Origin of the sequence: Photobacterium carnosum (assembly GCF_021236965.1) — a bacterium.
GTDB classification, from domain to species: Bacteria; Pseudomonadota; Gammaproteobacteria; order Enterobacterales; family Vibrionaceae; genus Photobacterium; species Photobacterium carnosum.
In genome coordinates this window covers 100,357-115,686 of record NZ_WMDN01000005.1, presented here as the reverse complement: position 1 = coordinate 115,686, position 15,330 = coordinate 100,357, and the positions used below count along the sequence as shown (strand labels likewise).

15 protein-coding genes are annotated in these 15,330 nt (G+C 37.1%); 3 read left to right on the top strand and 12 right to left on the bottom strand.

Annotated features, from left to right (window positions below; all coding sequences use genetic code 11):
• The first annotated feature begins 158 nt into the window (after positions 1-158).
• Entirely contained in the window at positions 159-821 is a 663-nt protein-coding gene (locus GLP24_RS07050; RefSeq protein WP_232615772.1) for a DUF2982 domain-containing protein, read from the top strand.
• Between the two features lie 2 nt (positions 822-823).
• Here GLP24_RS07050 and uhpC read toward each other — a convergent pair whose 3' ends face one another.
• The 6 genes from uhpC to GLP24_RS07020 form a co-directional block, all read right to left on the bottom strand.
• Entirely contained in the window at positions 824-2,119 is a 1,296-nt protein-coding gene (gene uhpC, locus GLP24_RS07045; protein WP_221942555.1) for an MFS transporter family glucose-6-phosphate receptor UhpC, read from the bottom strand.
• Positions 2,120-2,156: 37 nt separating this feature from the next.
• A complete protein-coding gene (uhpB, locus tag GLP24_RS07040) occupies positions 2,157-3,713 on the bottom strand; it encodes a signal transduction histidine-protein kinase/phosphatase UhpB (protein ID WP_101766979.1) in 1,557 nt (518 codons plus the stop codon).
• Positions 3,713-4,321, bottom strand: coding sequence for a transcriptional regulator UhpA (uhpA, locus tag GLP24_RS07035; RefSeq protein WP_101766980.1), 609 nt, complete (start codon positions 4,319-4,321; stop codon positions 3,713-3,715). The genes uhpB and uhpA overlap by 1 nt, the downstream gene beginning before the upstream one ends.
• Before the next feature lie 119 nt (positions 4,322-4,440).
• On the bottom strand, positions 4,441-5,094 hold the full coding sequence (locus GLP24_RS07030) for an MBL fold metallo-hydrolase (RefSeq protein ID WP_232615771.1): 654 nt from the start codon (positions 5,092-5,094) through the stop codon (positions 4,441-4,443).
• Positions 5,095-5,174: 80 nt separating this feature from the next.
• Positions 5,175-5,729: a YcbK family protein gene (locus GLP24_RS07025; RefSeq protein WP_152652801.1), complete on the bottom strand. Its 555-nt coding sequence runs from the start codon at positions 5,727-5,729 to the stop codon at positions 5,175-5,177.
• Between the two features lie 200 nt (positions 5,730-5,929).
• Positions 5,930-7,588: a L,D-transpeptidase family protein gene (locus GLP24_RS07020; protein ID WP_232615770.1), complete on the bottom strand. Its 1,659-nt coding sequence runs from the start codon at positions 7,586-7,588 to the stop codon at positions 5,930-5,932.
• Between the two features lie 477 nt (positions 7,589-8,065).
• Here GLP24_RS07020 and GLP24_RS07015 point away from each other — a divergent pair, with 477 nt between their 5' ends.
• Positions 8,066-8,572, top strand: coding sequence for a MarR family winged helix-turn-helix transcriptional regulator (locus tag GLP24_RS07015; protein WP_152652803.1), 507 nt, complete (start codon positions 8,066-8,068; stop codon positions 8,570-8,572).
• Positions 8,573-8,624: 52 nt separating this feature from the next.
• Here the strand turns inward: GLP24_RS07015 and GLP24_RS07010 are convergent, their stop codons facing one another.
• The gene (locus tag GLP24_RS07010; RefSeq protein ID WP_101766985.1) at positions 8,625-8,954 is read right to left on the bottom strand and encodes a hypothetical protein; all 330 of its coding nucleotides are present in this window, start codon (positions 8,952-8,954) and stop codon (positions 8,625-8,627) included.
• 97 nt (positions 8,955-9,051) lie between these two features.
• Between GLP24_RS07010 and GLP24_RS07005 the strand changes: the two genes are divergently transcribed.
• Positions 9,052-9,897 carry a LysR family transcriptional regulator gene (locus GLP24_RS07005; protein WP_101766986.1) on the top strand — a complete coding sequence of 282 codons (846 nt, stop codon included), beginning with the start codon at positions 9,052-9,054 and terminating at the stop codon, positions 9,895-9,897.
• Here the strand turns inward: GLP24_RS07005 and GLP24_RS07000 are convergent.
• From GLP24_RS07000 to GLP24_RS06980, 5 genes are all read right to left on the bottom strand, one after another.
• Positions 9,848-10,627 (bottom strand): TSUP family transporter, encoded by a 780-nt coding sequence (locus GLP24_RS07000; RefSeq protein WP_101766987.1) that lies wholly within the window; start codon positions 10,625-10,627, stop codon positions 9,848-9,850. The genes GLP24_RS07005 and GLP24_RS07000 overlap by 50 nt on opposite strands.
• A gap of 139 nt (positions 10,628-10,766) precedes the next feature.
• Positions 10,767-11,222, bottom strand: a complete 456-nt coding sequence (locus GLP24_RS06995; protein WP_232615769.1) for a group II truncated hemoglobin — start codon at positions 11,220-11,222, stop codon at positions 10,767-10,769.
• 100 nt (positions 11,223-11,322) lie between these two features.
• Positions 11,323-13,803 (bottom strand): trimethylamine-N-oxide reductase TorA, encoded by a 2,481-nt coding sequence (gene torA, locus GLP24_RS06990; RefSeq protein ID WP_232615768.1) that lies wholly within the window; start codon positions 13,801-13,803, stop codon positions 11,323-11,325.
• Between the two features lie 32 nt (positions 13,804-13,835).
• Positions 13,836-15,020, bottom strand: coding sequence for a pentaheme c-type cytochrome TorC (gene torC / locus GLP24_RS06985; protein WP_232615767.1), 1,185 nt, complete (start codon positions 15,018-15,020; stop codon positions 13,836-13,838).
• 40 nt (positions 15,021-15,060) lie between these two features.
• Entirely contained in the window at positions 15,061-15,231 is a 171-nt protein-coding gene (locus GLP24_RS06980; RefSeq protein WP_232602410.1) for a periplasmic nitrate reductase, NapE protein, read from the bottom strand.
• Positions 15,232-15,330 lie beyond the last annotated feature (99 nt).

Sequence of the window (15,330 nt, the reverse complement as noted above, 5' to 3'; positions counted from 1 at the left end):
AATTACTCTCCATGTTAATAGTTATAGCAGAGTAAAAAAAAGTCGTCGATTTTACGTCTTAAATATAAGAATAGGACAAATAATAACAAGGGTATGATATATATTTAGTACTAAGATTAACGTTAATAAGAATAGAAATAATGTTTTAGGAGGCCGTAATGGAAACGCTTCATATTCATACGGAAAAACTAACCACAAAACATTATATCTGGACAGCGATAATATTCACTACCCTCACCTTTACTTTATTAAGCTATTTTAATACGCAATTATCAACAATACGTATCCTAATGATAATCATGTCATTAGGATCTATCTTGCTACTAACCACCACTTTCTTCAATCCATCCTCCATGAGTTTTACCTTGACCTTTATGCATTGTCAATTTCATAGTCACTATGGGGGTTGGTCAACAACATGGCACAATATTCAACATATAGGGAATGTAACACTAGCATCAGGTGAATGGCATCATCCCCTGCCTTGGATTGGTATTCGCCTAAAAAATTATGATGATTTTATTCGTACTATCTGCCCACGCGTTGCATCTAGGTTATTACTAGAGCAACGTGTTTTATTGGTCATGGTACTTAAACACAGTGTTCACCCTAATCATCAACTTGAAGATATATTATTTGATGATGATCCGTTTATAACGAGTAACGGTGAACAATTTCATGGGCTTCAAGCAATGATCGCTAATCGAATGCGATATAATCGAGAATTGCTTGGCTTTGATTTTTTCATTGCCGATGATGTGCTTGATCGCCCTGTAAACGATTTTATTGGCCTATTACGTCGCTATAAAGCTGCCGCTTAATTTCATGACGAAACAGCAGCAGAAACCTTTTGAGCTTTAAGAAAAGGCAACAACAATAGCCCAATTAACGCTGCAGCCACTGAAATTACAACAAAAAAACCAGTCCAATGGTAATACTTCATAATAATCGCTAATGGATATCCAGCCAAAGCAGCCCCCATATAGGCAAATAAACCAACAAAACCTGTAGCAGCACCAACTGAATCTTTATGAGAACACTCTGCGGCAGCCATACCAATTAACATTTGCGGACCAAAAACAAAAAAACCTATCGCAAAAAAACACCCAGCCTGCAAAATATAACTAGTGACAGGCATTAGCCACAGTGCAGCAACAGCTAAAAAGATACCCATTGAAAATAATAAAATCATTGGCCCACGATTACCGCCAAATACTTTATCAGAACCCCAACCGCCAACTAATGACCCTAAAAAACCACCGATTTCAAATAATGACAAAGCGCCATTAGCAGATAGCAAACTATAATGGTGTTGTTCCGTTAAATAAATATTTCCCCAATCATTAATTGCGGTACGAACGATATAAACCAGCACATAACTCATAGCAAGTAACCATAAATATTTATTGGTTAATACATATTTAAATAATACTTGTCGCTGTGTAAGGCCAATACCTTCGTTTTCTTGTGCAACTTCTAAATAATCATTACGCCATAAACCGACACTGGGTAATCCCATCGCTGTCGGTTTATTTCGCAACCGCCAACAGAGACCAATACCAATCACAATGGCAATAATACCAGGAATAAAGAAACCGTAGCGCCAGCCATAATGCACAGTCAAAAAACCCACCAACAATGGAATAAATGCCCCACCAACATTATGTGCAGTATTCCAACATGACCACCATAACCCTCGTTCAGAGCGTGAATACCAAGTTGTCAGTAATTTAGAGCAAGCAGGCCATCCCCATCCTTGAAACCATGCATTCGCTATCCATAACAACGTAAATGCTGTTATCGAACTAGAAAATCCAAAACAGATATTAATAATACCCGTAGCGATTAATCCTATTCCCATAAAATAACGCGGATTAGAGCGATCAGATATCATCCCTGAAATGAATTTTGAACACCCATATGTAAGATAAAAGAGTGTGCCCATCATACCGATATCTGCTTTATCCCAACCTAAATCAGCAATCATAGCGGGCATTGCATACGTGAAATTTTTACGGGTTAAATAAAATCCCGCATAGCCAATATACATACTCACCATGATATGAAAACGCCAATATTTATAGCGTTGATCAACAGTTGGGGTTAATAATATTGCCATGCTGTACCTGATTATATAAATAAATTAAAGGTTGTAATTATATTAATGGTAATAAAATTACCAAGGTTGTGCCCGTATTTATAACTTGTTTTTGTAAGATATTTTTTTGAGAATCATCACGATAATGACTTATAATCGAACATTGTCCGCCCAATATTTCTACCCGCTCACGAATACCTCGAAGACCAAAACCTTTAAAGGTATCTTCTACTTTAAAACCGATACCATTATCTTCAATTTGTAATCTGATTTGTTGATCAATATGCAATTCAATAATCACTTCTGTCGCATATGAATACTTAGCAATATTATTCAATGCTTCTTGACAAATACGGTATAGAGTCACACTTGTCGTATCACACAACAATTGTTGATGACGTCCCCATGCCATTGCAACATCAATACCCTTAGCTTCTAACTTCAAATCACAGACAACTTGCTCTACGGCTTTAGCTAAACCAAGATCATCTAATGTTTTTGGACGTAGTCGTGATAATAGACCTTTGGTTGTATCATAAATATTAAGAGATAATTGCTCAATAGTAGACGCGCATTGCTGGGTTACCGGTGCTATCTCAATCCGTTTTAAAATACTGGCTTGCATTCTAATTGCGGTAATATTTTGGCCTATCTCATCATGTAATTCTCTAGCAACATCCCGTCTAACCGATTCTTCTGTCTTAATTAATTGACGAGATAGAACCTGATTACGACCTAATTCAGAGGATAATTTAGTATTAAGATCCCGTTGGCGCTGAATACCAAGACCTAACAAAATTCCCGTTAAACTTTGCGCCGAGAGTGATAATAATAAGTCCGTAATTTCCATGTTATTGACATCACTTCGTGCCGCTATTAATGCAATACTATTTAATAATGTTCCGAGTAATGCACCTTGCCATCCATGTCGAAAGGCAAAAACAATAATAGGTATTGCTAAACAAAATGGTGCAAAACGACTTAACTCATCAGGCAAATTTACTTGTAATAATATATTAGTAATAAAAAGTAATGCGTATAGACATAAATCACGATGTCGTAATTCTAATGGTCGAGAAATGAGTGCAACCGTTAATGGGATCCATGATCGGTTGAATAAAAAACTCCATAATAAATAACAGGTTGGCACTAACATTAACCCACCAGTAATACTAATAAGGAAAATCATTCCTATTGGTGATAATGGTATTTTAACAAGAGAACCAAACCCTATGACCATAACAACATTAATAATTGCAGTCGATATAATAACAGCGGCCATAACGAATAACTGTCGCCATTGATCGCCATAATAATAACGTCGAGAAAACCATAATATTGGCCAAGACAAGCCACTCGCAACTAAGATGGGCCACCAAGGTAAATCGTTAAGCGCTTTCGCAAGTAATAATATTAAGCCCCACTCAGCACTATAAATAGCAATCCAATAACGACTTGCTGTATGTAATGTTATTCCTAATCGCAACGCAAACGGAAAAAATAAAATAGCTAATGCAGGATCACCCAGAAAATAAAAAGCAATAACCCATAAACAAAACCAACTACAAATAAAAAATAAACATCCGCCTAATGACGTAAGTACATAATGGCGCATTACAATATTTCTAATGGAAAATACTTAACTAACTCAACATTGTTGCTAACATTGAGTTTATCCATTGCATTAGCACGATGTACATGAACCGTTTTATGACTCAAACCTAATTCAACCGCAACCGCTTTAACATCTAGGCCAGCAGCAAGCATTTCACTAATTTGACGTTCACGTTTTGTTAAACATGCAACAGATTGTTGGTAAGGATCGGTTGTCTCTAATTGCATTTCGATATCAGATGCTAAATAACATTCGCCTTTTGCAACTTTCCGTACAGCTTGAATAAGTTCATCAGGGCTACAACGCTTACTTAAATAGCCTTTTGCTCCAGTAGCCAATGCTTTATTTACTACAGTTGCTGAATCATGCACACTCAGCATAATACAACTGACATTGTCTGCTAAATCTTCAAGTAGAACTAAGCCATTTTCATTAGGCATTGAAATATCAATGATACATACATCAACGGCTTGCTTAGCTAATCCACTACGTGCTTCTTGTGCTGAACTATATTGGCCTGCTACTTTCATATCAGACTCTAACGATAATAATTGAGCAAAACCAGAACGAACAATGACATGATCATCAACTAAAGCAACTGTAATCATAACGGAACACCCATAAGCATTAAAAAACAACAAAAACCACTGCTAATAAAATTAACAGTGGTTTTTCATTTAATCTATTTCTATAGCGCTATATTACCGTAAACTAACACAGTGATGCATTAATATAATGGCATTTCGTCAGCAACAAATGGATTGGTCGCTCGCTCATGACCAATGGTAGACAATGGGCCATGTCCTGGTACAAATGTTACTTCATTGCCTAGAGGCCACAATTTAGTCTTAATCGAATTAATTAATGTTGGATGATCGCCTTGTGGAAAATCAGTACGACCAATACCACCGTTAAATAATACATCCCCTACAAATGCGACTTTAGCATCTGCATTATAGAAAATCACATGTCCAGGCGTGTGACCTGGTGTATGGGACACTTGTAAGGTTTGATTACCAACAGTTACTACATCGCCATCATTAAGCCATTGCATCGGCGTAAATGCTTCTGTCATTGGAAGGCCAAACATTTCACTTTGACGAGGTAAGCCTTGTAACCAAAATTCATCATCTTTTTGTGGACCAATCATAGGTACCTTAAAAATCTGAGACAGAGGTTCAGCCCCACCCACATGATCTAAATGTCCATGGGTAAGTAATAATTGAGTAACGTTAACGCCAAGCGCCGCCACTTCTTTCTGAAGTTGTTGAATATCACCACCAGGATCAATAATCGCAGCTTGATGGGTTTCATCACACCATATAATAGAGCAATTTTGCTGAAACGGAGTTACTGGCACAATTTTATATTGAAGACTCATTCATACTTCCTAAACGAAGACATTATTTAACGAAGCATGCCACGAATACCCTTAAAAATACAGATTATGACAGGAATAAACTACCCTCTCCAAGTACGTACAGGGCCAGTATCAATATGAACAAATTGACTATTTGGATAATAACCAACCCCACCAATATTTAAATCTAATGCGGCCTTACGTATTTTAGCTAATGGAACTCCTTCAAGATTAAAATCGATAGCCTGAGCTTTCATATGATAGCTTTTCTTTGCAACTCCACCACGTTTAGCTAACATCTTATTGGTTTTAGATGATCGATAACCTGAAAATAACTGCGCATAACCTTCATGTCCAAGATAAGATTGGATTTGCGCAATCGCATCATACAAACGTCGATCTATACGCGCGATTTCATTTTGACGAAAATCACGACAAAGATGATCTAAACGTCGAACTTCTTTACCCACATAGGTTTTACCATTGAAATATTTCGTTTCTAACTCTTCACCTGTATGCAAATTGCGTAATAGCATCGTTCGAGGTGTTGTTGCTTGAAAAGAACTCGCTTGAACAATATTCGGGAGCATACATGCTCCAACAGCTAATCCACTTAATGTTAAAAACTTACGGCGACTAATATCTAAATTTGACATAATTTACACAACCAAATAAAAATGTTCTTTATTGCCAAAGCAATTCATATACCAATGTTGCAGAACATTATCTTTAGTTAATTAAGCAGTCAAATACACAAGTCACATAATATCAAATTGATAAATCTATTTTTAAATATCATTAACTTACACTAAATTATTATTGTAAGAAGAAATTAATACCGCATTATTTGTTGTCATTAGTCATATTCGTAAATATCAAAACGATAATTAACCGCACCGTCATCATTCACCCATGCCGTTTGATAAATAATTTCCACTGGCACTTTTTTACCTTTATTTAACCTAATTGTGCGTGTTTTTTTACTATTAGAATATGCATTAAATTGCGATTCATTTTTCCCTGAATATTGAAATAATGCTAACGCAAGTGATTTTGACTCAAGCACACGCACGCAACCTGAACTCAATGCGCGCTCATACTTATTAAATAATACTGGGTATGAAGTATCATGAAGGTAAATAGCTTGATTATTAGGAATATTAAATTTATACAAGCCTAGTGCATTTTTTTTACCTGGCTTTTGGCGTAAACGATAAGGAAATTTATTGGGTGTTAATAAGCGATATGGAATTGAATTTATATTTATCTTTTCAGTACTGCTCCAACTACGAATAACTTCATAATTATGACGCTTTAAATAACTTCGACTACGCTTTACCTTTGGTAAAATATCTTTTTTCATAATTGAATTAGGAACATTCCAATATGGATTAAAGACTACTGAATTTACCATCGAATTGAAAATTGGCGTTTGACGTGAAGGTTTACCAACAATCACCTTACTTGTCATTATCCAGCGTCCATCTAACCATAACTTCATGTAGTAACTTGGGACATTTACCACGATACCAGTATAAAGACTTGTAGACCAAAGCCGTAATCGTTGAGCATTTAACGCTAATAATCGCACCCGCTGCGTTGGATTTAATGCTAACCATTGCTGTGTTTTCGGTCCAATAATTCCATCAGGCATTAAGCCATGTCGCGATTGGAAATGTTTTATTGCCAACACAAGACGACCGGTATATAACGATTTATGTTGTGATTGATAACGCTTGGCGTCTTGACCTGAAATATCACCTAAACGCTCAAGTACTATAAGCAAATTTGAAATATTTTTAATTGTTTGTTCCGGATTAACTTTGCCATTAAATACTAATACAGGCCAACGTAACGTCTGTTGTGAATCTAATTTATTAATTGTTGTGACTAATTGATTATATTCTGAAGTTTGAGGTTTTAAACGAAGAATAAATTGATTAAATCGGTGATTTTCATAATTTTTCAACATATCGTTAATAATAATTTGACTAGGTTGCGGTAATTTTAATGGTGTCGTTTCACCAAATAGCCATAACTTTCCTTTACCATGCAACTGTTCAATAAAGCTAATATATATTAATAACGTATCTGTCGCGATAACATCATATTGCTGCCAATTTTTTAGCGGTTGTAATTGAATAAGTAAATGGTACCTAGCGGTAAGTTCTTTATTTGTTTTAGATAAACTAACTATACGAAGCTGATCCATAAAATCATTAATTGCACGTTGATCTTTCCAAAATTGACTAAATCCTGTCGACACATATAATTCAACTAATATTGATGAGTATTTCAGATTAACCCTCTTGGCATTAGCATCCTCAATCCATTGCCTTGTGCTATTGAGCATATTCCCTGATTTATCCATCGACAAAAATAAAGGTTGAGTCTTATTTAATAATACGTGTTCATTTTTATCTCCAAGCGATTGTGCATATGCAGATAATGCTTGCAAATAAAAACTAACAAATAATATTATGGCAATAAAAAAAACATGCTTAACTAATGTCATTAGTTACCCCTGTCCATACTTTAAGTATGAAAATAGAACTCTATTTAATAATTAAATATAGATGGGGGAAATATTCTCAAATCTTAGAAGTACAATTATCATTCAAATTTAGGATAATAATATCTTTAAATTAGATATAAATATCTAAAAAACCAGCAGTAATAAAAAACAGACAAATCTCAGATGATGGTTAAATCTAGGTTGTTACTGATGCCAACATCTCAAATAACAATACAACAGCCCAAAAATTTCCCAAACGTATAGATCTTACATGAAAATAATAATTAATATCATTACCTTGAGATTTCGAGCGGATTTACATTCATATAATTACATTTATCTATAAATAAATTAATTAGATACCGATAAATACCGATGAAAACATTATAATTCTTGTATACTCTCACCATAAAAAGATCCTATATATTAGAATAAATTTATAGAGTTATTGCATACAAATTTTATTGGGAGAGTTAGATGGATAGGCACGAAGAAGTACTTGTTGCTCTGAGACAAATTATTCGAGCAATTGATCTACATTCTAGAAAACTAAATAAGAGTGCTGGACTAACAGGTCCACAATTAGTATTAATGCGTGCAATTCGTGGATCGGGCGAAATTACTATTCGCCAACTATCTAATAACACCAATATGAGCCAAGCAACCGCAACAACAATTCTTGACCGTTTAGAAAAACGCAATTTAGTGGTACGTAAACGTAGTGTACTTGATAAGCGCAAGGTACATGCTCACCTTACAGAAGCTGGACTTATCTTACTTAATAAAGCTCCAATGCCACTACAAGACAGCTTTATCTCTCAATATCAAGATTTAGAAGATTGGGAACAATCACTACTGCTTTCTTCTGTACAACGTATTTCAACCATGATGAACGCCGAACATCTAGATGCAGCGCCATTACTTGAAGTTGGTAGCATTACAAAACCAGAAAAACCAAATCAAGATAGTCCTGACAACGAATAATATCGATAGAAAACCGACATTATTCGTCGGTTTTCTTTTTGCTTAATTAAGGTTAACCCGCTAATACAGGATCAACCTGATACTTTATCAACGTTGATGGTATCTGTTGTTGCGTTAACTCGTACATTGCTAAGAATAATGCTTGTTGCGTTGCCGCCTCATCATGTAACTCAACCGCGGATAAAGCACAATTCAGAGCCCGCTTGATCGCCTCAACTTTTACCTGTATTAATATTATCTGTTCTTGTTCAGATAAGGCCAATTGAGTAATAACTTGTGCATTTAAATCAGTATTCTGAGCATGACTCAAAACGCTTAACTGTTGGATTAACATATCTAAGGTATAAATCGTATTAAGTAACGATTGTGATGATTGTGTCATTGTAATATCCTTATTTATCAATGAAAAATAGACATTTATTTATAATAATACATATTTAATAATTAATTTGTTAACACGATCCAAGAAGAGATATAACATGCTATTGGAAGGCATTGAAACATTATTAGTGTTAGCTCAAGAAGGCACTATGAGTCGCGCAGGAAGTCGTTTATATATCAGCCAATCGGCAGTGAGCAAACGGATCGCAAAATTAGAAGCAACATTAGGAACCAAGCTGATTATTCCATCTGGCCGATTAATTAAACTCACCCCAGATGCACATGCTCTAATCAAAAATGTAGGCCCAAGTTTTAATGAAATTCGAGGGTTGATTTTTGAGCATCAGAATTTAGACGATCAAACAATTATTACGATTGATTGTTCTGAAACCTTAGTTGCAGGGTATTTATCTGATGCTTTGGGACAGTATTTTCAGCACGATAAGTATATTTCTATCACTACTCATCACACGCCAGTGATTGTTGAAAACGTCCAATCAGGTAAGGCTACCATTGGTTTTTGTGCCGGACATTTACCTACTCAATACCGCTTTATCGCTCAACATTTAGTGGATGAACCATTTAAAGTGGTCTTTAAGCAGCCTCTCTCTGCGCTACCTAAAGCTATTATCGCTAATGATTTAAAAAATCCATCAAATATTTCACAAGCAGCGGTACTACAAAAGCAAGGGATCACGCCTTTAATGGAAATGGATTCTTACACTGCATCGGCACAATTAGCACTAGCAGGCATGATACCTGCCCTTGTACCAAACTCAATTGTAAAAACATTAGGAATCAACGAGCGCTTCTGTTTTGAATTTGAAGAACTCGCTGAACTCACTCGTCCTATTTATCTAATTTACCGTCAAAATAGTTATAAATCACCACGAGTTAAAACCATAATTGAAACCATTGCGGATGCTGTTGCCACAGCAATTTAATCGCCATTCCCATCGACATTATTACTACCATTGGTCGAATAAAGCGCTGACCTTTACTAATAACAACGTGTGCGCCTAATCGTGCGCCCATAAAACCACCAACGGCCATTATTAACCCTACCTTCCAAACAGGTAATCCAGCCAAAATAAACAAGATTAACGCGGCAATATTAGAGGTAAAATTTAGAACTTTAGTGCGGGCGGTAGCTTCTACTAGCCCTAATTGAGCAAGAACAACAAAGCAGATGGTAAAAAATGATCCTGTTCCTGGACCAAAAAAACCATCATAAAAACCAATACTTGTACCAACCGAAAATGCAAAAGCGGCTTCTGATAATTTAGGCGTGCCTCCCCCTGTGCCAATATTGGGGGATAATAAGAAATACAGTGAAATACAGACCAGCAATATAGGAATAAGGCTCGTTAATACGCTAGCATCAATATATTGTACTAATACAGCCCCAATTGCCGAACCTGCAAATGTGCAACCTATAGCCAATCGCATTTGTTTTAGATTAACTAATCCATTACGGACAAAATACCAAGATGCAGAAAAACTACCAAATGAGCTTTGCAATTTATTGGTTGCCAATGCTTGAGCCGGTGGGATCCCGACAGATAAAAGCGCAGGCACAGTAAGCATTCCTCCGCCACCAGCAATCGCATCAATAAACCCTGCGGCAAGTGCCACAAAAAATAAAATCACTAATACATCTATACCTAATTCCATTTACGATCACTTTATTAATCAACATACTAATAGCAGAATAATAACGGTGATTGAGTATATCGAACAGTGAAAGCTTGGATAGCAATCCATTCCAGTTTGGAATTGATTAAATCGTAATACATCCATAACTGCCTTTTAGCTAATTACGATTACGGCAGATCTCAGCAGGAAAAGACAATTGCACCATAATAAAGCGTTTTAGTAACTCATCATAAGGTTGAGCATCAACGGCTTTTTGCATACACATGAGCCATGCTTGTTTTTCAGCTAAACCAATATGATGGTGGTGATGAGCACTAGCAAGGTTCATGCGTCCATATCGTTCACTATAATGATCTTTTCCACCCAACCAACCAATTAAAAATGTCGTCAATTTTTGCTGAGCTTCAGTTAAATCATGACGGTACATGGCACGTATTGTTACCGCTTCAGGTAAGTTATCGATGTAATAATAAAAATCAGCAACCAACTGTTGTACACCAATCTCACCACCCGCCGCCTGTAAAATGCTTTCTCCTTGTTCAAACTTGGGAACATTACGCTTTTTTACACCTGAAAAATCATCACCTTCGGGGAATTCAGTGTTATCAGCCATGTCATATTCTCTTAATTACAATCCTTTATTAATTGTATAAGAAATGAATAAATGGCTACCAAAGTTACTCTTTATTGTTGATCGGTGATCACATTTTTAATTAACTAACATAAAGTGGTCCACTGAACGATGTCACTGGTGGAACTTTACCCGTGAATTTTTCAAAATCGACCACTACGGTATTCGCACTGGTTGCTTGAGCAAGCTCTGAGGTTGGAATATCAATGGTTAATGTATTAGGATCGCCATAAGTATCAATCGCATCAATATCATTATTCAATGGCCCAAACCACGCCCCTTCTTCAATTCGAATCACTCCAGTTGGATAATGACTTGAAAGCACAGCGCCTGCTAACAACTGCCCACGATCATTAAACACTCTTACAATATCACCCTCTTTAATGCCTTTTTTATTCGCATCGTCAGGGTTGATATAAACGGGTTCATGCCCTTTTACGGCATAGGTATTACGGAAGTCTTCAGAATCACACATTTGTGAATGTAAGCGTTTATTAGGATGGCATGATTGGAGCCAAAATGGGAATTTATCAGATTTAGGTCCGCCATGTGAACGCTCTTCTTTTTCAAACCACATGGGGTGGCCTTGGCAATGCTCATAGTTATAACGCGCAATTTTACGGCTATAAATTTCAATAAATCCAGAAGGTGTACCTAAGCTATTAATTTCAGGATCTTCTCTAAAAGCAGCATGACTGACATAGGTCTGGTCTGTGGTAAATTCGACCAATCCTTGTTGCCAAAATTGTTTAAATTCTGGCATTTCATGCTTACCGTCATTAGCTTTTCGACAATCATTATACAGTTGTTCAATCCACTGCATTTCTGTCATACCACGGGTATATTGTTTACTTTTTCCAAATCGTTCTGTTAATTCAGTGAATATCTGAAAGTCGGTTTTTGATTGATATAATGGATCAACCAATTTGTGCATCGCTAGAATACCACTGGTTGAGTAAGTACCATATTGGTCGAGATCACTACGTTCAAATTGTGTACAAGCAGGTAAAACAATATCAGAAAAACGGCACGTTGGTGTCCATGTATAATCAATATTAACCACCGTTTGCAGCTTTCTAAATGCCTCTTTCATACGGTTACGCTGCTGATGGTGATTCCATGGATTACAACCACTAAACACCATCATTTTAATATCCGGCAAGACCACATTAGCGCCGTTATATTGAATTTTTTTACCCGGTTCTATAATGGCATCAATCCATCGAGCAACCGGAATCGTTGAGCTATAACCTTTAAAATCAGTATTATTCCAAATAGGTTGCTGACCTTCATCAACATTACGCGGAAAACCACCGGGACCAGCAGCAGTGCTAAAAGGTAATCCAACCCCACTATAAAAATGCGAATAAGACACCCCACCACCGGGCAAACCGATTTGACCTAACATGGATGCTAAAACCGCCCCCATCCAATACGGTTGTTCACCATGCTGTTGACGCTGCACCGCCCAACCAAACATCAACATGGTGCGATCTTTCACTAAATTACGTGCAAATTCTCGAATAGCATCTGCTTTTACACCACAAATAGGCTCAGCCCACTCTGGCGTTTTAGCTATTTTGTCTTTACCTGTGCCTAATAAATAAGGTAAGAACTCATTAAAGCCGAGTGTATACATTTCTAAAAATTGTTTATCGTACAAATCTTCTTTATACAATGTATGCGCAATGGCAAGCATGAAAGGCACATCAGTTTGAGGGTTGACGTATTGATGTTCACAATTAAAATATTGTTGCGATTTTGATACCACAGGATCGACCGAGATCATGCGGATCTTGCCATCAGCCACTTTCTGTTTTAATTGCTCATAGTAAGCATAAGAACCGTGGGTTTCACATTGCCACCCTACCTGACTATTTTTAATCGGATCGTTTGACCACCATATCAATGTCTTACAATCTTTGAGTATGGTTGACCATGTGGTTGCTTGAGCATAAACCTCTGTTGAGCCTAATACGTAAGGTAAAATAGTTTGCCCTGCGCCAGTAGAATAATCACCAACTTTCTTAATAAAGTTACCATGCATGCCCACAGCACGTTGCATGTGCGACGTACAACTTTGGAACTGTCCTGTTTCTCGCCATCCTGTTTGACCAGCATGCAATGCCCACGGACCGTAATCTTTCTGCACCCGTTGTAACTCTTGATAAAATAAATCTAATGCTTCATCCCATGTCACCCGTACAAAGCGATTATTACCGCGAGTTTCACCACTATATTTATTTTTCTTGAGCCAATCTAAGCGCACCATCGGATAGCGCACTCGTGAAGGACTATAAATTAAGCCTTTGATCCCGTTTAACATATCGGTAGGATTTTTATCAAATTCTAACGGTTTTATTTCAGCGACTTGGCCATTATATATTCGAGCTCGAAATGCCCCCCAATGAGAACCCGATACCTTCCAAATGCCCGGCGCATCGGCGGCTGGCGTATTAGTATCACTCGCGTGTGCAACTTGTAATAATAACCCTGGGCCAATCACAGAAGCAGCACTGGTTGTCGCTAACCCTTGTAAAAATTTACGCCGACTCAAAGACATAGATCTTTCCTCTTTTTAAACGGGATACGCTATCAATGTTTGTCTTTTGCAAAATCTGATGAATGATTTTGTAAATATTTCAAAACAATGGCTTCACTGTCGGTATCAAAATTCACAAACGCTAACATGCCATTAAACATTCCCGGCCACGTATTGGCATCAAAATGATTTTCGGCAGGTTGAGTATGGCAGACACTACAATTGGTTTTATAAGCTGATTGTGCAACTGACCAAATATCATTAACATTACTCACAAACTTCGCTTTTTCTACCCACAGAGTCGCTGTGACTTGTTGCCATTTAAGCCCTGTTATATCATCTTCTTTTGCGGTCGTCCCTTTAACAATATTCTTGTTTTGAGCCGCTTTTTTGCTTAATGCTGCGGTTGGTATATTCATACCAAAATCTTGATTAATAACGCGACCAAACCCTTTTTCCTTACGCCAACCACTGATCTCAATTTGTAACATGTCATCTTTAACAGCGACAACTTTCACACCCGATGCTGGCTCTAATGATCCACCATCTTGGGTTTTTGCCTCATCTTCAAACATAGGGATAAACTGCATACTGTAGTAAGTATTACCGTTCTCATAATCTGTATTTTGTGCCACAGCCGCTAATTCAGAAATCATGCCGCCTGATGAATCCATATTTGACGGTAAATGGTGGGCAATCCCTTTATGACAATCAATACAGCTTTGATCTTTTGCAGCCGCTTGCTTCATTTGTACTTGTGCCCGTGGCGACATTTCATCCCATTTCATACTGTCGTAACTGTGGCAGCTTTTACATTCTAAAGATTTATTAGCTGCAAACCGCTTCCACTCATGCTGAGCCAATTCCAACCGCTTCGCTTCAAATTTTTCAGGGGTATCAATGGTGCCGACAATCGCACCAAACACTTCTTTACTGGCCTGCATTTTACGGGCGATTTTATCGGTCCAATTATGGGGAACATGACAATCAGGACACGTTGCCCTCACTCCTGCATTATTCTCCCAGTGAATGGTACCTTGTAATTCTGGATAAACGGTATCGCGCATTGAATGACAACTGATACAAAATTTTTCAGTATTAGTCACTTCTAACGCAGTATTAAACCCACCCCAAAAGACAACACCAGCAACAAACCCACCAAGGGTCAGTACACCAAGGCTTATCTTTGTTGCTGGACGCCAAAAGGTTAACCATAATTTTTTTATGAACGTCACCATTGTTCTCCCTCCGTTGCTTAGTTCATCGAAACATTACAACCTAACCATGCCCAGGAGGACCAAAAACAAACACTTGTAACGCCCATATCGTAAAACCATAACCACTCACTAACGCCATGGATAACAATGGAAATAATAGAATAATAATGAATAAAAAGGCCCACCATTCATAGCGACCACGTTCTTGTTCAGTAATTTCAGTACGAGCCATAATTGACCTCTAGATAATCATTACAACAGCGATATACCATTCACGAATAACAATGGATTGATGAAATTATAGTCAATGATGAATAACATTCACGTTTAA